Source organism: Eoetvoesiella sp. (assembly GCF_035555955.1).
Lineage (GTDB): Bacteria > Pseudomonadota > Gammaproteobacteria > Burkholderiales > Burkholderiaceae_B > Eoetvoesia.
Map to the genome: position 1 here is coordinate 89,630 of NZ_DATMGA010000027.1, position 19,729 is coordinate 109,358.

The following is a 19,729-nucleotide window of genomic DNA, read 5'->3' on the forward strand; positions in this document are numbered from 1 at the left end:
CCTAAACTTGTTTCGTACATTTCAAGCAGGACTCGACATGACCACAGACACCGTGCACGATACAAGCGCCACGTCCATTCCCGCATGGGAAGGCGACATCACCCAGATTCCATACTGGGTTTACCGCAACGAAGACGTTCGAAAACTGGAGCAGGAAAAAATCTACCAGGGACCGACCTGGAACTATCTTTGCCTGGAAGCCGAGATTCCCAAGGCCGGCGACTACCGCAGCACCTTCGTGGGCGAAATGCCGGTCGTCGTCACGCGCAACACCGACGGCGGCATCCACGCCTTCGAAAACCGCTGCGCCCACCGGGGCGCGCTCATTGCGCTGGAAGACGGCGGCAACGTCAGGAACTTCTCCTGTGTTTACCACGCCTGGAACTACGACCTGGCCGGCACGCTGCAGGGCGTGGCGTTTCAGCGGGGGGTAAAGGGCAAGGGCGGCATGCCCGACACCTTTTCCAAGACGGCGCTGGGCCCGCGCAAGCTGCACATCGCCACCTTTTGCGGCCTGGTCTTCGGCAGCCTGGACGGCAACGCCCCTCCTATCGACGAATACCTGGGCGACGAAATCGCCTCCCGCATCAAGCGCGTGCTGCACAAACCGGTAAAAGTCATCGGCCGCTTCAAGCAGATTCTTCCCAACAACTGGAAGCTGTACTTCGAGAACGTCAAGGACAGCTACCATGCCAGCCTCCTGCATGTGTTCTTCACCACCTTCCGCCTGAACCGGCTGTCGCAGAAAGGCGGGGTCATCGTCAGCGAAACCGGCGCGCATCACGTCAGCTATTCGGCCATCGATACGCAAGAGGCTTCCAGCGCCGAGTACGAAAGCGAAAAGCTGCGCACCGACAAGGAAAACTACCTGCTGGCCGACCCCAGCCTGCTCGACGGCGTGGATGAATTCGGCGACGGAGTCACCCTGCAGATACTTTCCGTGTTTCCCGGCTTCGTGCTGCAACAGATCCGCAACAGCCTGGCAGTGCGCCAGGTTCTTCCCACCGGCCAGGAAAGCACCGAACTCAACTGGACCTACCTGGGCTTCGAGGACGACACGCCCGAAATGGACACCATGCGTCTCAAGCAAGCCAACCTCATCGGCCCCTCGGGATTCGTCTCGATGGAGGACGGGGCGGTGGGCAGCTTCGTGCAGCGAGGCATACGCTGCGCCGATGCCGAATACAGCGTCGTGCAGATGGGGGGAAGCGGCATCGGCAGCGTCGACTACCGGGCAACGGAAACATCGGTTCGCGGCTTCTGGAAAGCCTACCGCGACCACATGGGGTTTTGAAATGACAGCGATAAACTACGAACAACTGAATGCCTTCAACGCCGCCTACGCTTCCTGTATCGACGAGGACAAACTGGAGTCCTGGCCCGCGTTCTTCACCGGCCACTGCCTGTACAAGATCACCACGGCCGAGAACCACGAAGCAGGCCTGCCGGCGGGGCTCATCTACGCCGACAGCAAAGGCATGCTGACCGACCGGGTCAGCGCCCTGCGCGAAGCCAATGTATACGAGCGCCAGCGCTATCGCCACATCATCGGCACGCCGCACATTACCAGCACCGCGCCCGACGCGCTGCAAGCCGAAACCCCTTTCCTCGTAACCCGCATCATGCGCGGCGGTAAAATGGATTTGTTCGCCACGGGGAAATATGTGGATCGCTTCGTACACGACGGCGCAGAGCTGAAACTGGCGCAACGCATCGTGGTTTGCGACAGCACGAGCTTCGACACGCTGTTGGCCATTCCCCTGTAGGCCCGTGTAGCGACCGGCCAGGCAAGATTGCTTCCATGACTGATCAAAAAAGAATTGCCGTCGCCCTGGGCGACCCCAACGGCATCGGCCCTGAAATCGCCGTCAAGGCCGCCGCCCATTTTGCCGGCGGCCCATTGCAGCCGGTGCTCGTCGGCGACGTCCATATCATCCAGGAATACGCCCGGCGCCACGCGCCGGATCTGCCCCTGATCGCACTGGAGCGGGCCGAGCCTGGCGGGCGGGCTCTGGTTTACGTGGACGTGCCGGCCCTTGCAGAGTCAAGCTTCAAACCCGGCCAGGTGCTGCCGGAGGCGGGCCGGGCAACGGTGGCCTATGTGAAACGTGCCGTGGAGCTCGCGCAATCGGGGCAGGCGGCGGCCGTGGTCGGCTGCCCGCATTCGGAGACCGCCATCAACCAGGCGGGCATTGCCTTTTCGGGATACCCCGGACTTATCGCCCAGCTTACCGGCACGCCTTCGGAAAAGGTGTTCCTGATGCTGGTGGCGGCCGGCCTGCGCATTGCGCACGTCACACTGCATGAAAGCGTCAAGACCGCCCTGCGGCGGATCACTCCAGACCTCGTCGTCGAGGCCGCGCTGGCGGCCGTGGCGGCCGAGAGGAAGCTGGGCAATCCAAACCCCACCATAGGCGTGTTCGGCATCAACCCCCATGCCGGCGAGAACGGCCTGTTCGGCGACGACGACCTGCACATCACCGAACCCGCCGTCGCGCGCCTGCGCGAAAAAGGCCTGCGCGTGGACGGCCCCACGGGCGCGGACCTTCTGCTTGGGCAGCGCCGGCACGATATCTACATTGCCATGTTCCACGACCAGGGCCATATCCCAGTCAAATTGCTCAGCCCGCTGCGCTCCAGCGCGCTGACCATCGGCACGCCCATCCTGTTTTCCAGCGTCGGCCACGGCAGCGCCTTCGACATTGCCGGCCAGGGCATCGCCGACCCCGTATCGGTGGTCGAAACGCTTTCGCTGCTGGACCAGGCAGAGCCCTAGACTCCGGCTCACTCCGCCATCAACACGGCTTCTGGTTCGCCGTCCTCGGCATCGCCCGGATTCTCCGTCTTCCTGGTTCGCATCAGCCACAGGAAAGGCATGGACAGCACCGTTACCCACAGCATCAGCCGGAAGTCGTCCAGGTAGGCAATGAACGAGGCCTGCCTGGTCAGAAGCCCGTTCAACGCCGCCAGGCCCGCCGTGGTGTTCAGGTCGAACGCGCGCGTCAACGCACCCGGATGCAACGCCACCGCGCCGGCCGTTATATAGGCCGCCAGCGAACTGTGCGCAATGGCCGTGTTGCGCGTCAGCAGCGTCTGCATGGCCGAAATGCCGATGCTGCTGCCGATGTTGCGCAGCAAGCTGAAAATGGCCGTGCCTTCGGAACGCAGGTGGCGAGCCAGCGTGGAGAAAGTCATGGTGGTCAGCGGCACGTAGCAAAAACCCAGGCCCATGCCCTGCAAGAAGCCCGGCCACACGATATCCCACTCTCGAAGCTGCGGCGTATAACAGGCCATGGCCCACAACGACAAGGCGGTCAGCCCAAAGCCGCCGGCAACGATCAGGCGGCTGTCGATGCGGCCCACCAGCCGCCCCGCGAACAACATGGCGAACATCGTGCCGATACCGGTAGGCGCGGTTACCAGGCCGGTCGTCATCACCGGATACCCCAGCAGGTTTTCCAGCATGGGGGGCAACAGCGCGCGCGTCGCGTAAAGCAGCAACCCAAGCAAAAAATAGAATGCCAGCCCGGTAATGAAATTCCTGTCGTGCATGAGCTTGACGTTAAGAAACGATTTTTCGCCGGAGCTTATCGTGTGCAGCACAAAAAAAGTAAACGCGACGACGGTGCAGATCGCCTCGATGCGAATTTCGATGGAGCCGAACCAGTCCAGCTGCTCGCCCCTGTCCAAAAAGAGCTGAAACATGCCGATGGCGATGGCCAGCATGGTAAAGCCGAACCAGTCGAACTTCTGGATAAGCTTGGACGTCAGTTCGTGCACATAGCGGTACACGCCAAGAAACGACAACACCCCCACCGGAAGGTTGATCAAAAACACCCAGCGCCAGCTCACGTTGTCGGTCAGGTATCCGCCCAGGGTCGGCCCCAGGATCGGCCCCAGCATGACGCCCATGCCCCATACCGCCATGGCCCGCGCATGGCGCTCGGGCGGATTGATGTCCAGCATCACCGCCTGCGATAGCGGCACCAGCGCCGCCCCGAACACCCCTTGCAAAAGGCGGGCCAGCACAATCTCGGCCAGGTTCCCGGAGATCCCGCACAACAGCGAGCTGATGGTGAAGCCCGCAATGGAGACCATGAATATCGTCTTGCGCCCGTAGCGGCCAGAAAGCCAGCCCGTTACCGGCGTGGCAATGGCGGCCGCCACGATGTACGAGGTCAGCACCCACATGATCTGGTCCTGCGACGCCGAGAGGCTGCCCGCCATATGGGGCAACGCCACATTGGCGATGGTGCTGTCCAGCGTCTGCATGATGGTCGCCAGCATGATGGACAAGGTCACCATGAAACGATTCAGTTCGGGGGGAGACTCGCTTTTTTCAACCACAGTATTTCCAGTCCCGCAAAATATAATAACGCCAGTTACTATCTGGGCGAACACCACCCGTCAAGAAAACAAAGAGGCTCTTGGCACTTGCCGAGCAATCTCCTCGACAAGGGTTAACAGGCCCTAATCCAGCTTGTCCAGCAGTTTTCTCAACAAACGCTCGAGCTCGTCCACCTCTTGCGCGTTGAACTCCTGCAAAGCCTGCTTGACGTACGTTCCGCGTGAAGGCATAAGCGTTTCCACGAATTTCGCGCCTTTGGGCGTCATCTTCAACAACACCTGGCGCCGGTCGTTGCTGTCGGCCGACCGCCGCACAAAGCCGTGCCGCTGCAGCTCGCGCGCCACCCTCGTGCTGTTGGTGCGCGACGAATTCATGAATACGCTCAGTTCCGACGGCTTCAGGCAGCGATCGGGACTGGCATAGATGACCACCAGCGACGTCCACAGCGTAGCGTTCAGGCCATGCTCTTTGAACGGCGCATCCATATAGTCGTTAAGCCGCAATGCCACATGCTGGAACAGACGAAGGATCACCGACTCGCGCATCAGGCTGCGCGAGGAAAGCCGCTGCGACAGGCTTTGCATGGCTTGTTCGAACGATTGGAAGGAAGAAGGCTTGTCCATATAGTAACGCATGTTACTACTTATGCCCGCCTGCGGGAAATCCACGCGGCGGGCATATCGTTTACCCCCCGCAACAGACTGAAATACCTGCTAGCACCCTATGCCGGCATGCATGTTACTAAGAAAGAAACCATAGCCAGTTCGAGAATCGCAACCGATGCCCACACCCAGAAGCCGCTTCAGCACAGCCATGGATACCGCCAGAGTGGCGGCCTGCTTCATGGTGGTCATGCTGCACACGGCGGCAACGCGCTTTGGCTCCTTCGACGAGCAGTGGTGGGCCAGCAACTTCTACGATTCGCTGGTGCGCAGCTGCGTGCCGCTGTTCCTGATGATCACCGGGGTGCTGCTGTTGGGCAAGCGGGAATCCCTGCCCGCCTTCCTCTCAAAGCGCTTTGCACGAGTTCTGCCGCCGCTGGTATTCTGGTCGCTGTTCTACATGGCCTGGAACACTTGGCGCGGCGAGCGCTATGGCCCCTGGTACGGCTGGCTCGAAGCCATCATCCACGGACCTGTTGTCTTCCACCTTTGGTATTTGTACGCCATTGTCGGCATCTACTTGTTCGTGCCCTTCCTGCGCAGCATATGGAACGCCGCCCGGCCCGGCGAAAAAATCTGCTATCTCGCCCTTTGGGCGGGCGCATCCGCCTGGCCGACCCTGGGAACCGCGCTGGGCCTGGAAACCCGCCTGCTGCAGACCTACGGGCTGGACACCTTCGTCGGACTGGCCGGCTACCTTTTCCTGGGCGCCTATGTACACGAAGCCTGGCTCCGCCAGGAAAACAAGCGCCGCTACTGGTGCGCTTCCTTGGGATTGTTCATGGTGTTCGGCGCCCTGACCATGTTTGCCACCTATGCCTACTCGGAACATATCGGCAAGCCCAGCACTCTGTTCTACGAATACCTCTCCCCCCTGGTCATGGCCTCCGCCGTCTGCGCCTTCAACGTCGTGTACGGCATCGGCGCCAAGGCCCACACCTATGCCGGGCCGCTGCAGGCCCTGTCGGCATGCACACTGGGCATCTACTGCCTGCATGTTTTCGTCTTGCGGGAGGTCGATGACACCTTGCAAACCCTGAACCCGGCCGCATCGCCCTGGTGGTCCATCCCCGCCACCGCCGCGGGCGTGTTCGGCCTTTCGCTGGGCGCGATCATGCTGCTGCGGCGAATCAAGGCGTTCGAGCTGGTGACTTGAGCGGAGGGGCCGAGCACCAGTCTCATTCGCACCTGAACGTGTAACATCTCCTTAGCTAGAGGTTTTCCCATGATCCTGTATCACACCGCCCCCGATTCACCAGTTATTGAAATATCCGTTGAAGGCAAAATCACCGACCACGAGCTGCGCGAAGTCATCGAACGCATGCGAAATGACCTTGAACTGAACGGCAAGACCCGTGTGCTGGAACACATTGAGCATTTCAGCGGCATCGAGCCAAAAGCGCTGTGGACCGACATGACGCTCGGCGTCTCCGTCGCCCGTAAAGTCACGCACGCCGCCATAGTAGCCGACGCGGGCTGGATTCGCGCCTCAATACACCTGGCGCGGTTCTTCACAAAGGCTGAAATCAGAACGTTCCACACCAACGAATTAGGGCAGGCGCGAGCCTGGATCAATACGTGAGTGTCATCCAAGCGGCCAAGACCTCCGAAAGGCCGATGCTGCGAATCTTGCCATCGCGCACCAGGTGAGCCTGGCCCAGGAAATCAAGGCCTTGCAATAGTTCGGCGATCATGGAAAATGAGTGATAAATTACGTCCGTTGCCACGACAGCAGGCTCATCGACTATGAATATAAGAACGGTTGACCTGAATCTATTTCTTGTTTTTCGCGCCATTTACATGACACGCAATGTCACCAAGGCGGGACATTCCGTCAGCATGACGCAATCGGCGGTCAGCAATGCATTGAAGCGTTTGCGCGAACGGTTCAACGACCCGCTGTTTGTCCGCACCCCCGATGGCATGGAGCCAACGGCACTGGCCGATGAGTTGATCGGCCTGGTGGAAGAGGGCTTGGGCAAACTGACCCAAGCCATAGAAAAGGCACAGTGGTTCAATGCCTCGACGTCCGACAGGCTTTTCCGGATCGCCATCAACGATATTGGACAGCTGGTTCTGCTGCCAGGCTTTTTGAAGCCCGCCCGCGAAGCGGCGCCGTTTGCCCGCTTCGAAACCGTAGGGGCGTCCAACGCCGAGGAAGCTCGAACCCTGCTGCTGGAAGGCAAAGTCGATATTGCCATAGGCAGTTGGCTACCCATGGGGCCTGGATTCCACGAGCAGGTGTTGTGCAAAGAAACCTTCGTCGCCCTGGTAGGCAGACAACACGGCATCGAATCGGACGCCTTCACTTATGAAGAATATCTGGGCTCCCAGCATGTTACCTATCGACCCAGCGGCGCCAGCGACGCAGCATTGCAAGACACTCTGTTTCAGAAGGGAATTCATGCCGAGCGCGACGTCGTGCTGACTATGGCGCACGCGCTTGGAGCAGCCGACGTCGCGGCGGCCTCCAATCTGGTGCTGTCCCTGCCGGCCCGGCTGGCGGGGACAATACTGTCCTCGCGCCGGGATCTGCGCATGGTGCGCCTGCCATTCCAGGTCGGGCCATTTCCAGTCTGGCAGCAATGGCACGAGCGCTTCAATGAGGACGCCGCCAATCGATGGCTGCGCGAACTCGCATACGAGGCATTTCTGAAGGCCCCCATGCCGGACGGACTGACCATACTCGGCAACTGATCCGCACGGCCGGATCCACGGCCTATTCATAAAACTGATAATCCGTATCACCACAATTTGTTGGCGCGAATTGCCGCGTCTCCGTATTCTTCGACGATAAGACCAGAACATCGGGGACAGTGGAGACATGAGTTATACGGTGACCTTGCTGCCTAGCGGGCGGCGATTCGATTGCGCGCCCCAGCAGACCATTTTGAACGCGGGCCTGAATGTGGGCGCCGGCCTGCCTTTCAGCTGCCGGTCGGGAGTATGCCGCAGTTGTCGAGGAAGGGTGGTCATGGGCCAGGTAAACCCCGGCAATGTGCATCCCGCCTACCTCAACGAACAAGAACGCGCCCAAGGTTACGCCCACCTATGCCAGGCCAAACCCCTCGGCGACTGTACGATAGAGGTCGATGAATACGACACATCGCTCAGCCATCCTGTGCAGAACTTGCCCGCGCGTGTCATGTCGATCACCCGCGCGGCGCCAGATGTGATTATCGTGACCCTTGGCCTGCCGCCGAACGAGCCGCTGCGCTTCCACGCGGGGCAGTATCTGGACATTGTGTTCGATCACACCTTGCGAAGATCCTATTCCATCGCCAATGCGCCAGCCGCGGACGGCGTACGCCAGGTACAGCTGCACTTGCGGCACATGCCGGGCGGAATATTTACCGACAGGGCATTTTCGACGCTCAAGCCGCGCGAAATGCTGCGAATCGAAGCCCCGCTGGGCCAGTTCTTTCTAGACGGGAAATCCGACAAGCCAGTGATTCTCCTGGCATCGGGAACCGGCTTTGCCCCCATCAAGGCAATGGTGGAACAAAGCATCGCCCAGAATTCCAGCCGGCCCATGCATATCTATTGGGGAGGGCGAAAACGCGCCGACCTGTACCTGAACGAACTCGCCGGACAATGGGCGCGCGACCATGCGCATATCCGGTATACGCCGGTGCTTAGCAACGCCACCGCCGAATGTGACTGGCAGGGGCGCCATGGCTTTGTGCATCGGGCCGTCATGCAGGACTACCCAAGCCTGGAGAACCACCAGGTTTATGCCTGCGGAGCGCCCGTCATGACCGATGCGGCACGCCGCGACTTCATCGCCGACCGCCGGCTTCCCGAACGCGAATTCCACGCCGACGCCTTTGTCAGCGAGGCCGACAAGGCGATTCCGCCAGCAAACACCAAGGACTGAACATGACGACCTCGACCAATCCCATGCCAGAATCCTGCCGCATAGATCCGGCAGAGCGGAATTCCGTGCTCAGGCCATACGTGCTTGGACACGGCACCCTCGAATGCTTCGACCTGAAAGCATCCCGCAGATTCTATGAAGAATTCCTGGGGCTGGAGTGCGTGCATCATGCGATCAGCGCATTGGCGGTCCGCCTGGGCATGGCTTTCCACATCGTCTGCGTCGAGGTGGGCGACCAGATTCATCCCTGCAATGTACTGAACCATTGGGGGCTGGATGTGACGAGCCGCGAGGAAGTGGACCAAGCCCACGCCAAGGCGCTGGAATACAAAGACAAATACGCCATCAGGCAGGTACTGGATGTCATGGACATGCATGGCGTGTATTCCTTTTACATGGAAGACCTCGACCACAACTGGTGGGAAATCCAGTACTACGAGAACGGCTTCCAGCACGAAGATTACTTCGACTTCGGCGACCGTTTTTTCACATCGCAATAGGCAGCATGGCATCATGAAACTCGTCACCATCGATAGCGGATCCAAAGGCGCGCCAGGCGCCATCCTGGCTTCCGGCGAGGTGCTGCATCTGCAACGGGCCGCGTTACCGGGCACCATCGAAGCCTGGCTGCCGGATAATATCCGCGACATGCTGGATGCCGGAGATGAAGGGCTGGATATCGCCCGGCGGATCGTACGGCGGGTGGAAGCCTTGTCGTCGCCAGGCGATATCGCGGCATTGCGCGCCAGCGGCGTCTTGGCCTCCGCCTCGACGCGGCTGCTCTCTCCGGTGACAAACCCCCGGCTGGTGGTTGCCGCCGGCCTGGCCTATCGTTCACACCTGGCGGAAATGGCCGGCACCCCGACGCCGCCACACCCCACCGCCTTCATGAAAAGCGTCAACTCCATAACAGGCACGGGCGCAGACATCCCCATTCCGCCACATGCGGCCAGGCATATGGACTACGAGGGAGAACTTGCCGTGGTGTTCGGCCGGGAATGCCACAGTGTGGATGCCGGCCAGGCCATGGACTGCGTGGCGGGCTATACCGTGGCCAACGACGTGTCGGCACGCGACTGGGTTGAAGACGTCTGGCAGGCCGCAAGCCCCTGGGACGCCCGGCGCACCTGGGAAGTGAACATCATGGGCAAGCAGTTTCCAGGTTTCACTCCTCTTGGCCCGGCTTTATTGACCGCCGATGAAGTGCCGAATGTAAATGTCCTGCAATTGACAACGCGCCTGAACGGCAACGTCATGCAGTCGTCGCCGATTGGTGACCTGATATTCAGCATTCCCGACACCATCGCCTATTTCTCAAAGTGGTATGTATTCAAGCCGGGCGATGTACTGCTGACGGGTACTCCATCCGGAGTCGGGGTCGGGCGCAAGCCGCCGGTGTACATGAAGGAAGGAGACATCATCGAGGTCGAAGTCACCGGCATCGGAACATTACGCAATACGGTAGGAGTTCAGCGGTAAAGATAATTCAATCAAAAAGGCGGGAGACACACATGAATAGCCACACAACAGGAAGCGAACTGCTCATTGATTCATCGGGCAAACTATATCAAGGGTGGGTAACCACGCTGGCCAGCACGATAGGACTGTCGTTAGGGCCCAGTGTGCTGCTGGTATTTTGCTTTGGTACCTTCATTACTCCGCTGCATAAAGAATTCGGCTGGAGCATTGCCTCGATTTCCGCCGGAGCCATGGTGATTTCAGTCATGATCATGCTGACATCGATTGTCCAGGGCCGGCTGGTCGACCGCTTCGGCGGCAGGCCCATGGTGTTGTGCTCGGTGCCGTTGCTGGGGCTAAGCTTCGCAAGCTTGTACTTTCTGCCGAACAATATCTGGGTGTTCTACGCCGCCTGGATAGTTATAGCGTGGTGCGGGCTGGGGGCCTGGCCGATCGCCTACCTGAAATTGACTGGCATATGGTTCGAACGCCGACTCGGCCTTGCATTCGGCGTCGCCAACGCGGGGATCGGCATCGGCGCAGCCATACTGCCGCCATTTGCGGTCTATGTCATTACTCATTATGGCTGGCGCAATGCCTACGTTGCCCTGGGCCTGGTGGCCATTGCAGTGACGTGGCCTGTCGCATTCTTTTTTTTGAGGGATCGCAAAGACTCGGCTCCGCAAAAAGCACAGGCAACGGCCGTCCTGCGCGGCATGGATTTGAAAGCCACCTGGAAAACACGCGAGATGAAGACGATCGTGGTGGCGTTTTCCCTGCTGGGTGCGGTAACCACTTCGGCCATCGTCCACCAGAGCCGGGTTTTGATCGATCTGGGCATGACGCCCCAGGCTGCCGGCGGGCTGCAGGCAACTCTTGGAATAGCACTGATCTTCGGACGCCTGTGCACTGGCTGGCTGCTGGATCGCATTCACGCATCGAAAATCATGGCGGTACTGTGCACCATTGCCGCTCTGGCCTTATTCGGACTGGGCTCGGGCGCCCCCTTCGATTCCGCGATTCTGTGCGCCGCCGCGGTCGGCTTCGTCGTGGGGGCCGAGTTCGACGTCCTGAGCTACATCATTCCACGCTATTTCGGCATCAAGTCGTTCGGCGCCATCTACGGCGTCATCTTTGCCGCTTTCCAGCTTTTTGCCGCCCTGGGCATCGTCGCCGTCGGCATCTGCCGCAGTACTTTCGGCGGCTACAGCCAGGCGCTTTTTGCGCTGGCATTCCTGCTTATCGTTTGCGCCTTGTGCTTCAAGACTCTTGGCGCCTACCGGTTTGCAAGCCATGAGCCCGAGCCGGCCATTGCCGAGCCCGCGGTAGCCGGTTGAGCGAATACAAAACAGCCAAACATAAAAGGATAGCGGTAATGGTCAATGTCAGCGTACAACCCTTTGAAATCGAACTAACGACTCGGGCGGGGGTGATCTTGCGTGCCGATGTCTACTTGCCTGCGACCGGACAAAGCCCTTGCCCGGTGCTGCTGGCGGCATCGCCATACCAAAAATCCTTGCGCCGGCTACCCGCCCACTGGGTATTTCCCTTCATCGAATACGGCCCCATGCAAATGTATCTTGATGAAGGCTACGCCTATGTGATCGTGGACGTGCCCGGCAGCGGCCGATCCGGAGGAATCTGGGACCCGGTATCGCGAGCGGAGGGCGAAGCCATCCACGACGCCATCGAGCATGTCGCGGCACAACCCTGGTGCGACGGCAACATTGGCATGATCGGCCAATCGTATTTTAGTTTCAGCCAATGGAATGCCGCGCGCACCCGCCCTCCACATTTAAAGACCATCGTGCCTTACGATGGCTCGAACGATATGTACCGAGATTGGCTTTATCACGGCGGCATTCCCCAGCACGGCCTGCTGGGGCCCTGGCTGCTGGCCTCGGTAATGATGCAACATCAGGCCGAAGGCCATGACGTGCGCGGCGGCCAGCGGCACGAATTGCTGCCCAACATCATGTCCAATCCCCTGGACAATGAATGGCATCGCAGACGTTCGCCATTCTGGGAACTGGATAAGGTTGATATTCCGGTGTTCTCCATTGGAGCCTGGAGCAAGGCAGGCCTGCATTTACGGGGCAACGTCATGGGATTCAACCGCGTAAGCGGGCCACGGCAATTGCTGCTGGTCGAATCCTATACGTTTTCCGATGCACAAAGGATATTCGATGACGAGGACTTCCACCGCCGCGAGATCCTGCCCTGGTACGAACATCACTTGAAAGGCCGCGACACCAAGGTTATGGATCGCCCCGCCGTGCGGGCTTTCGTCAATGGCGAAGGAAAATACCGATCCTCCGATAGCTGGCCTCCGCCCGAAATGCGGCCGGACACTTTCTATTTATCGCCCAGCAAAAGCGGGGTGGTGCGTTCCTTGAATGACGGATCATTGACTCGCCGCCCTGTGGAACAAGCGGAAGACACCACATCATGGAGCTACCCCGACCCGGAATGGATGCTGGGCGTCACCACCATCATCGACGGCATCCCCGACCATACGGCCCGGGTCATCACCTACACCAGCCAGGAGTTCGACGAGGAGTGCGAATTTACCGGACACGGGGTACTGGTGTTGCACGGATCCAGCGACCAGACCGACATGGACGTGATCGTCAAGGTACAGGTACTGACACCATCGGCGCAGGGCTTCAAGGCGCGCAAGGTGACCCAGGGCTGGCTGAGGGCCTCGCATCGCGCCGAAGATCCCAATCTGACACAAGACATGCTGCCCTTTCACACCCACGACAAGATCGACCCATTGACTCCAGGCAAGGTCTACGAACTGCGCGTCGAATTGCTGCCGATGTCGTTCCTCGTAAGGGAGGGCGAGCGGTTGCGGCTGGAGATCAGCAATTTCGATTCGCTCATTGCGGACGCGCCGATGACGCATTGGTATGGGCAGAAGGTAGGAACGGATACTTACCATCACGACGCCGCACATCCTTCTCGCCTGGTATTGCCGCACTGCCCCCGGTAAATAAACAGCACGGCCCTTCGACCAGCCAAAGGGGGACGGGCGCCCCCGCCCCCACTCAAAACCTCTCCGTATCCACCTCGCTTTCGCTTTGCTCGGTATACCGGCCGCCGGCGACGGTATTCTGGTTGATCAGGGTGTCGAGGCGGGCCATGGTTTCAGCGCTGAGCTTGACCTCGGCGGCGCCGGCGTCGTCTTTCAGGTGTGCTTCGCTGGTGGTGCCGGGAATGGGGATGATGTCGCCGCCGCGGTGCAGCAGCCAGGCCAGGGCCAGTTGGGCGGGCGAACAGCCTGCGTCGCGGGCGATTTCCATGTAAGGCGGCAGCAACTTCAGGTTGGCGGCGTAGTTGTCCGGCGCGAAGCGCGGCATGCTGCGGCGAATGTCCTTGGCGTAGAGTTCGTCCACGACAATGGGTTCGCCGCACAGGAATCCGCGGGCCACGGGGCTGAACGCCACGAAGGTCACGCCCAGATCGCGGCATGCCTGGAGCACAGCGATTTCGGGGTTGCGCGTCCATAGCGAGTATTCCGTCTGCAAGGCGGCAATGGGGTGCACGGCGTGGGCGCGGCGCAAGGTGGCGGCCGAGACTTCCGAAAGGCCGATGCTGCGGATCTTGCCTTCGCGCACCAGGTCGGCCAGCGCGCCCACACTGTCCTCGATGGGCACTTGCTTGTCCCAGCGATGCAGATAATACAGGTCGATGACGTCGGTTTGCAGGCGCTTCAGGCTGGCTTCGCAACTGGCTTTCAGGGTTTCGGGCCGGCCGTCGATGACGCGCACCAGCTTGCCGTCGCCCGCCACATCGACGCCCTGCATGCCGCATTTGCTGGCCAATGTATAGCGGCTGCGGTGCGAGCCGAGGATCTTGCCCACCAGGGTTTCGCTGGCACCGAAGCCGTATAGCGTTGCCGTGTCGAACAGCGTGATGCCGGCGTCCAGGGCCGAGAGCAGCACACGCTCGGCCTGCTCAAACGAAACCGGCGCGCCGTAGGCATGGCAGAAATTCATGCAGCCCAGGCCGATGGCGGAAACGGAAAATGAACCCAGTTGGCGTCGCTGCATTGTCGAGATTCCTTGAAGCCGTTCAATGCCAACCATTATAAGAGCGGGGTTGGCGCCGCTGACACGGCCTGCCGGTCTTGTCGTTTTTTATAAAAAGAAATAAACTTTCGAAAATTAAGAAGCAAGCCGGAAGACGCGGGAAGGGCATTCGCTTCAGCTTTTTTACGGAACAGGCCTGCGTCTCCCAGAGGCTCTGGCGCTGAATCTTCGTAAAAATCCATACATTTCAATCAATTGGATTCAATAGTCCATGCCGCCCCAAACCGGCTCGGGCTCGAATCAAGGAGACAATATGCTTCGAAAGCTAGCTTTGGGTTACGTTGCCGCAGCCATCCTGGGCGCCGGCAGCGCCTGCGCGGCACAGGCCCCCGTGAAAATCGGCTTCATCACCACCTTGTCCACGCCCGCCGGCTATATCGGCGAAGATGCGCGCGACGCCTTCAACCTGGCCATCAAGGACGGCAAGCTGGGCGGCGTGCCGGTTGACGTGGTGGTCGAAGACGACGGCCTGAAACCCGGCTCGGGCAAGCAGTCGGCCGACAAGATGCTGCAGGAAGGCATAAAGCTGTTCACCGGCATCAATTTTTCCAATGTGCTGACGGCGGTCGCCCCGACCGTGCTGCAGCACGGCGCGTTCTACGTCAGCACCAATCCCGGACCTTCGCCCTTTGCCGGCGCCAAATGCAACAAGAACTACTTTGTCGCTTCGTTCGAGAACACGCAAATGCACGCGGCGGCGGGCGTGGCGGTAGACCAGTTGGGCTACAAGAACGTGGCGCTGGTGGCGCCCAACTACCAGGCCGGCCGCGAAGCGCTGCAGGGTTTCAAGCGCACCTACACAGGCAAGGTCGATGCCGAAATCTACACCAAGCTGGACCAGTCCGATTTCTCGGTGGAGCTGGCCCGGCTGCGCGAACTGGCGCCGGCCGCCATCTATGAATTCGAGCCGGGCGGCGCGGGCATCAATTTCGCCAAGCAGTATGCCAACTCCGGGCTTAGCAAAAACATACCGATGGTGCTGCCGGTCTTTTCCATGGACTTGCGCATGATCAAGGCCACGGGCTCCGCGGCCAATGGGCTGTACACCGTGGCCCTGTGGTCGCCCGAGCTGGACAACCCGCAAAACCACGAATTCGTCAAAGCCTTCGAGAAGGCCTACGGACGGGTGCCCACCCACTATGCCGCGCTGGCCTACGACACGGCCAACCTGATCGCTTCCGCGCTGCATGCCGTGAACGGCGACCTGTCGCGCGCCGACGATTTCCGCGCCGCGCTGTACAAGGCCGATTTCAAGTCGGTAAGGGGCAACTTCAGCTTCAACACCAACCACCACCCCATCCAGGACTACTACCTCATGCAGATCAAGCCGGATGCGCAAGGCAATCTCATGCCCTTCGTCGTGCGCAAGGTGCTCAGCGAAGCCAAGGACACCTTTGCCGGCCAATGCCCGCTCAAGCCATGACACAGCACGGACACGAACTGGTCTTCGCCAGCCAGCAGGAACGGGCCACGCAATACAACGCGCGCGCCTCGGTGGCCGACTTCGACGCCTGCGTGCGCGAGTACACCCGGCTGGCCGACATCGCCAAACGCGAATGCGCGGGTATCTACGACCTGCATTACGGCCAGGGCGCCGCCGAACGGCTGGACATCTTTCCGGCGATGCATCACCAGCAGCCCGCGCCGCTTTTCGTGTTCATCCACGGCGGCTACTGGCACTCGCAGGCCAAGGATGACGCGCCCATCATGGCCAAGGCATTCACCAATGCCGGCATCGCCGTCTGCACGCTGGAATACACCCTGCTGCCCGAAGCCACCCTGGCGGAAACCGTCCGCGAAGTGCGCAGCGCCGTGTCCTGGCTGTACCACAACGCCGCCGCCTACGGCGTGGACCGCAACCGCATCCACGTGGGCGGCAGCTCGGCCGGCGGCCATCTGGCGGCCATGCTGGGCGCGGCCGGCTGGCAAGGGCAATACCAGCTTCCCGACGATGCGGTCAAAGGCGTGCTCAGCCTCAGCGGCCTGTACGACCTTCGCCCGCTATGCGATATCTACGTCAACGAATGGCTGCAACTGCATCCGGAACAGGCGCAGCGGCTGAGCCCGCTGTTTCAGTTGCCGGCCCAGGATGTACCCGTCGTACTGGCGGTGGGCGGCCTGGAAACCGACGGCTTCAAGAACCAGACCTACTCCTACGAAGCGGCCTGCCGTGAAAAAGGCCTGAACGTGCGACGCGTTGAAACCCCGCATTGCAACCACTTCGACCTGCTGTGCGAGCTGTGCGATCCCGACAGCGATCTTTCCCAGGCGACGTTCGACATGGTGCTACAGCGGGGCTAACGGCAAGCCGCCTCAAACGGGATGAGGCGGCCGGCCACCTGCTTATCTAAGAAGCAACACAACTGAAGCTGGACGCCACTTTGGGATCGCCGCCATTGTATTTGGCATATTGCGGGTAAGGGCACAATGGGCGGCTTTCCACATCGGTCAGCGTGCTGGCGGGTGGTGCCTTGCCAATGATCTGCTCAGGCGCCGTACCCTTTTCCACCCAGTTGACCAAAGCGCTGAGCATGTCGAACTGGCTGGTGGCGGGGCCGCCACTGCAATGGTTCATGCCTGGCACAGTGAACAAGCGGGCAAAATCCTTGGCGTTGGCGTTGGCCTGACTCAGATTTTTGTACCATTGAATGGTGTCATGCACCGAAAACACCGGATCGCTGTTGCCGTGGTAGACAATCATTTTCCCGCCCTTGTCCTTGAACTTGCTGAAGTTCAGATCGGGAGGGGTCATGAACCCCATTGACGACTCGGAATAAACGCCCGTCGTACGATAAATGCCAGGGGCGTCAGTGTCGAAGCTGTAGCCCAGCAAATAATCGATAATCCCGTGCCCGGCGCCGGAAATCTGCACAGGGGGCGTCATGAAGACGTAGGGCAACGATGCGCCTCCCATGGTGGCAATAATGGAATTCGGGATGGTGGGATCGGGGTTCGGATAAGGCATCGCCAGTTTCCAGACGCGCCAGCCCATGTCTCCGACACCCGCATCCCAAGGCCAATCGGCGTATAGCGCCTTGCCTTGAGAGTTGCTGGGACCGCTGAAAACCTTGATGAGGGCCGCAACTTTTTGCGTGTCGCCCAGGCAGTCAGTACCGACAGTGGTATGGCTGCCTGTGCAGGCCAACTCCTGAACCGGATCGAAGGCCGCCTGGCAAGCCGCGGAGTTCTGAATCAGACCATCGGTCAAACCGTCCAGCGCATCGCATTTGGCCAATACTTTTCCGGCTACCAGCTTCATGTCTTGCACGGTAAAAGATTGCTCGATGATGGGCCGGCCGTTACTGGGGTCTTTGGGTGCAACGCTGGCAAACTGCTGGTTGTCCCAGGCGTGCTCGAGCGCGGCCTTCGGCAAATTGAAGCCTGGGTTGCCCGCGATGACGCCGTCGTATTTGTCGGCAAAACGCGAGGCTGCCACCATGGCCTGCCGGCCTCCGTTGGAGCATCCGACAAAGTAAGAATGATCAGCCGGCTTATCGTAATGACGCTCGATGATGGTTTGCGCAACGTCGGTCACTACGCCCACGGCATTGTAGCCATAGTCGATTCGCGCCTGCGGGTCTACACCGAACAAAGCCCCTCCTACCGGAGTGCCGTCGTCGACGCTTTCATGCCCGCCATCGGTGCTCGCCACGGCGTAGCCTTCGCTTAGCGCGTTGGTGGTCTGGCCATCGCCTGGCAGGGAACCCACGGCAGGATTGACCGCGCCATCCGTGCCGCCGCCGCCCTGGAAGAAGAAGCGGCCGTTCCAATCGTTGGGCAGACGAAGCTCAAAGCCGATGGCGTACTGCTGGTTGTCGACATCGCTTTTGCGCTTGTTCAGAAAGCCATCGACCTGGCAATGAGCAGGCATGGCCGCCTGCGAAGAATCGGCCGCCGTGGCACCGTTGGCTGTGGCGCTGGTAATGACCAGCCCGGGGATGGCCAACGCATCCGTGGTGATATCGGCGCAACTAAGCTGAGGCGAGGCAGGGGGTGAATCGCTGCCGTTGCATCCATACAGTAATGTGGCCAATGCCGCCAGGGTGGCCAGGGTAAGAGGCTTCTTCATGCTGTGTCTCCGGCTGTTATTAGTAATGATTTGTGGTTCAGCTTCTGCAAGCAATGAGCGCTTTGATGCGCTTCTGGAATATCTACCTCCTTCGTGCAGGCGAAGTAAGTATTATTTATGAGCGCAATATCAGGTAAGCTGATATTGCGCTCATACTATATTGGCAACTTATTTGATGTCAAGACTATGCAATGCTCTGGAAAACCCGTAATCCACGCGGGGCGGACGGTGGCAGGCACGGATAAAAGCGCGAGGATTCCCGCGCTTGGACGGACAGATAGGCACGAAGGGAAAGCCGTGGCGATGGCCGGCGGCAAGGAGTATGAACCGTTAGCCGTGGCCTGGCGCCACCCTGCTCATTCCTGGCTATGGATATACAGATTCGGCGGCCGTCCCGTCGTTTTCCGGAACATGGTCGAGAACGACGACGGGCTTTCATAGCCCATGTCCAGGGCCACGCTGGTCACGCTGTCGCCCAGCGACAGCCGCGCCATGGCGGCGAACACGCAAGCCTGCTGGCGCCAATTGACGAAGGTGATGCCGGTGCCCGCCACAAAGCGGCGATAGAAGGTGCGCTCGCTGACGTGCAACTGCCTGGCCCAGTCGGCCGGTCTGGAGGCCTGGGTCGGCGCCTTGAAGAAGGCCTGGCACAGCCGGGCCAACTGCTCGTCTCGGGGCATGGGCAAGTGCAGCGGCACCACCGGCTGCATCACCGCCTCCTGCAGCAGCAGCTTCATCAGTTGCCCGTCGCGGGCGTCCTGGTCGTAAAGCGGGGGCACGGCAACAGCCGCGCCTATCAACTCCTTCAGCAAGGGCGAAACCTCGATCACCTGGCATTTCTCAAGAGGCTTGGCAACGGTTTTCTTCCTGAAATAAAGATTATGGGTGGTGGCGTTGAGCATGCGCAATTGATGCAGAACGTCGTGTGGAATCCATACCGCGAAGCCGGGGGGCACCACCCATGCGCCGAACCGGGTTTCCAATTGCAACGTGCCCGTCTTGACGTACAGCAGCTGTATGCGCCGGTGCGAATGGATCTCTACCATCTGGTCGCCGGGGTAGTTGGCCAAGAAGGCGACGACGTCGCGATCGGTGTTTTCTATCCGGTCCAGATGCTGATGGGGAGGCATGGGCATGGCGTTATTCCGTGGGGCCGATGGGATGGCTGAAATTCAATGATGATTGTCTTATATTCTAAAGACAGACACCAGCCGCTTGCGT

18 protein-coding genes are annotated in these 19,729 nt (G+C 60.1%); 13 read left to right on the top strand and 5 right to left on the bottom strand.

What is annotated here, in order from left to right; translation table 11 throughout:
- The first annotated feature begins 37 nt into the window (after nt 1-37).
- The 3 genes from VNT00_RS07870 to VNT00_RS07880 are packed head-to-tail and all read left to right on the top strand — an operon-like array spanning nt 38 to nt 2,776.
- Complete coding sequence (locus VNT00_RS07870) at nt 38-1,294, top strand: aromatic ring-hydroxylating dioxygenase subunit alpha (protein WP_325586188.1); 1,257 nt, start codon at nt 38-40, stop codon at nt 1,292-1,294.
- A gap of 1 nt (nt 1,295) precedes the next feature.
- A complete protein-coding gene (locus tag VNT00_RS07875; protein ID WP_325586190.1) occupies nt 1,296-1,766 on the top strand; it encodes an aromatic-ring-hydroxylating dioxygenase subunit beta in 471 nt (156 codons plus the stop codon).
- A gap of 35 nt (nt 1,767-1,801) precedes the next feature.
- Nucleotides 1,802-2,776 (top strand): PdxA family dehydrogenase, encoded by a 975-nt coding sequence (locus VNT00_RS07880; protein ID WP_325586192.1) that lies wholly within the window; start codon nt 1,802-1,804, stop codon nt 2,774-2,776.
- 8 nt (nt 2,777-2,784) lie between these two features.
- Here VNT00_RS07880 and VNT00_RS07885 read toward each other — a convergent pair whose 3' ends face one another.
- Both VNT00_RS07885 and VNT00_RS07890 read right to left on the bottom strand, forming a co-directional pair.
- Complete coding sequence (locus tag VNT00_RS07885) at nt 2,785-4,347, bottom strand: DHA2 family efflux MFS transporter permease subunit (RefSeq protein ID WP_414650907.1); 1,563 nt, start codon at nt 4,345-4,347, stop codon at nt 2,785-2,787.
- Nucleotides 4,348-4,470: 123 nt separating this feature from the next.
- A complete protein-coding gene (locus tag VNT00_RS07890; RefSeq protein WP_325586193.1) occupies nt 4,471-4,983 on the bottom strand; it encodes a MarR family transcriptional regulator in 513 nt (170 codons plus the stop codon).
- A gap of 178 nt (nt 4,984-5,161) precedes the next feature.
- Between VNT00_RS07890 and VNT00_RS07895 the strand changes: the two genes are divergently transcribed.
- From VNT00_RS07895 to VNT00_RS07930, 8 genes are all read left to right on the top strand, one after another.
- The gene (locus VNT00_RS07895) at nt 5,162-6,166 is read left to right on the top strand and encodes an acyltransferase (RefSeq protein ID WP_325586195.1); all 1,005 of its coding nucleotides are present in this window, start codon (nt 5,162-5,164) and stop codon (nt 6,164-6,166) included.
- Between the two features lie 69 nt (nt 6,167-6,235).
- Nucleotides 6,236-6,592 (top strand): SpoIIAA family protein, encoded by a 357-nt coding sequence (locus tag VNT00_RS07900; RefSeq protein ID WP_325586197.1) that lies wholly within the window; start codon nt 6,236-6,238, stop codon nt 6,590-6,592.
- Between the two features lie 164 nt (nt 6,593-6,756).
- Entirely contained in the window at nt 6,757-7,707 is a 951-nt protein-coding gene (locus tag VNT00_RS07905; RefSeq protein WP_325586199.1) for a LysR family transcriptional regulator, read from the top strand.
- A 127-nt stretch (nt 7,708-7,834) separates the two neighbouring features.
- Nucleotides 7,835-8,887 carry a CDP-6-deoxy-delta-3,4-glucoseen reductase gene (locus VNT00_RS07910; RefSeq protein ID WP_325586201.1) on the top strand — a complete coding sequence of 351 codons (1,053 nt, stop codon included), beginning with the start codon at nt 7,835-7,837 and terminating at the stop codon, nt 8,885-8,887.
- 2 nt (nt 8,888-8,889) lie between these two features.
- Entirely contained in the window at nt 8,890-9,387 is a 498-nt protein-coding gene (locus VNT00_RS07915) for a VOC family protein (protein WP_325586203.1), read from the top strand.
- 13 nt (nt 9,388-9,400) lie between these two features.
- Nucleotides 9,401-10,366, top strand: coding sequence for a fumarylacetoacetate hydrolase family protein (locus VNT00_RS07920; RefSeq protein ID WP_325586205.1), 966 nt, complete (start codon nt 9,401-9,403; stop codon nt 10,364-10,366).
- Nucleotides 10,367-10,398: 32 nt separating this feature from the next.
- Nucleotides 10,399-11,682, top strand: coding sequence for an MFS transporter (locus VNT00_RS07925; RefSeq protein ID WP_325586207.1), 1,284 nt, complete (start codon nt 10,399-10,401; stop codon nt 11,680-11,682).
- A gap of 38 nt (nt 11,683-11,720) precedes the next feature.
- Complete coding sequence (locus VNT00_RS07930; protein ID WP_325586209.1) at nt 11,721-13,340, top strand: CocE/NonD family hydrolase; 1,620 nt, start codon at nt 11,721-11,723, stop codon at nt 13,338-13,340.
- Between the two features lie 55 nt (nt 13,341-13,395).
- Here VNT00_RS07930 and VNT00_RS07935 read toward each other — a convergent pair whose 3' ends face one another.
- The gene (locus tag VNT00_RS07935) at nt 13,396-14,400 is read right to left on the bottom strand and encodes an aldo/keto reductase (RefSeq protein ID WP_325586211.1); all 1,005 of its coding nucleotides are present in this window, start codon (nt 14,398-14,400) and stop codon (nt 13,396-13,398) included.
- A 292-nt stretch (nt 14,401-14,692) separates the two neighbouring features.
- On the opposite strand from VNT00_RS07935, the gene VNT00_RS07940 reads away from it, so the two are divergent.
- Both VNT00_RS07940 and VNT00_RS07945 read left to right on the top strand, forming a co-directional pair.
- On the top strand, nt 14,693-15,862 hold the full coding sequence (locus tag VNT00_RS07940; protein ID WP_325586213.1) for an ABC transporter substrate-binding protein: 1,170 nt from the start codon (nt 14,693-14,695) through the stop codon (nt 15,860-15,862).
- Nucleotides 15,859-16,740: an alpha/beta hydrolase gene (locus tag VNT00_RS07945; RefSeq protein WP_325586215.1), complete on the top strand. Its 882-nt coding sequence runs from the start codon at nt 15,859-15,861 to the stop codon at nt 16,738-16,740. The genes VNT00_RS07940 and VNT00_RS07945 overlap by 4 nt, the downstream gene beginning before the upstream one ends.
- Nucleotides 16,741-16,786: 46 nt before the next feature.
- Here VNT00_RS07945 and VNT00_RS07950 read toward each other — a convergent pair whose 3' ends face one another.
- Nucleotides 16,787-18,508: a tannase/feruloyl esterase family alpha/beta hydrolase gene (locus VNT00_RS07950; RefSeq protein ID WP_325586217.1), complete on the bottom strand. Its 1,722-nt coding sequence runs from the start codon at nt 18,506-18,508 to the stop codon at nt 16,787-16,789.
- Between the two features lie 356 nt (nt 18,509-18,864).
- The gene (locus VNT00_RS07955; RefSeq protein ID WP_325586219.1) at nt 18,865-19,644 is read right to left on the bottom strand and encodes an AraC family transcriptional regulator; all 780 of its coding nucleotides are present in this window, start codon (nt 19,642-19,644) and stop codon (nt 18,865-18,867) included.
- Nucleotides 19,645-19,729 lie beyond the last annotated feature (85 nt).

Excerpts from the sequence above, each read along its gene's own strand:
- VNT00_RS07920 (WP_325586205.1), top strand. The coding sequence starts at position 9,401 with ATGAAACTCGTCACCATCGATAGCGGATCCAAAGGCGCGCCAGGCGCC.
- VNT00_RS07900 (WP_325586197.1), top strand. The coding sequence starts at position 6,236 with ATGATCCTGTATCACACCGCCCCCGATTCACCAGTTATTGAAATATCC.
- VNT00_RS07935 (WP_325586211.1), bottom strand. The coding sequence starts at position 14,400 with ATGCAGCGACGCCAACTGGGTTCATTTTCCGTTTCCGCCATCGGCCTG.
- VNT00_RS07930 (WP_325586209.1), top strand. The coding sequence starts at position 11,721 with ATGGTCAATGTCAGCGTACAACCCTTTGAAATCGAACTAACGACTCGG.
- VNT00_RS07875 (WP_325586190.1), top strand. The coding sequence starts at position 1,296 with ATGACAGCGATAAACTACGAACAACTGAATGCCTTCAACGCCGCCTAC.
- VNT00_RS07915 (WP_325586203.1), top strand. The coding sequence starts at position 8,890 with ATGACGACCTCGACCAATCCCATGCCAGAATCCTGCCGCATAGATCCG.
- VNT00_RS07905 (WP_325586199.1), top strand. The coding sequence starts at position 6,757 with ATGAATATAAGAACGGTTGACCTGAATCTATTTCTTGTTTTTCGCGCC.
- VNT00_RS07950 (WP_325586217.1), bottom strand. The coding sequence starts at position 18,508 with ATGAAGAAGCCTCTTACCCTGGCCACCCTGGCGGCATTGGCCACATTA.
- VNT00_RS07895 (WP_325586195.1), top strand. The coding sequence starts at position 5,162 with ATGGATACCGCCAGAGTGGCGGCCTGCTTCATGGTGGTCATGCTGCAC.
- VNT00_RS07870 (WP_325586188.1), top strand. The coding sequence starts at position 38 with ATGACCACAGACACCGTGCACGATACAAGCGCCACGTCCATTCCCGCA.
- VNT00_RS07890 (WP_325586193.1), bottom strand. The coding sequence starts at position 4,983 with ATGCGTTACTATATGGACAAGCCTTCTTCCTTCCAATCGTTCGAACAA.
- VNT00_RS07925 (WP_325586207.1), top strand. The coding sequence starts at position 10,399 with ATGAATAGCCACACAACAGGAAGCGAACTGCTCATTGATTCATCGGGC.
- VNT00_RS07940 (WP_325586213.1), top strand. The coding sequence starts at position 14,693 with ATGCTTCGAAAGCTAGCTTTGGGTTACGTTGCCGCAGCCATCCTGGGC.
- VNT00_RS07910 (WP_325586201.1), top strand. The coding sequence starts at position 7,835 with ATGAGTTATACGGTGACCTTGCTGCCTAGCGGGCGGCGATTCGATTGC.
- VNT00_RS07945 (WP_325586215.1), top strand. The coding sequence starts at position 15,859 with ATGACACAGCACGGACACGAACTGGTCTTCGCCAGCCAGCAGGAACGG.
- VNT00_RS07955 (WP_325586219.1), bottom strand. The coding sequence starts at position 19,644 with ATGCCCATGCCTCCCCATCAGCATCTGGACCGGATAGAAAACACCGAT.
- VNT00_RS07880 (WP_325586192.1), top strand. The coding sequence starts at position 1,802 with ATGACTGATCAAAAAAGAATTGCCGTCGCCCTGGGCGACCCCAACGGC.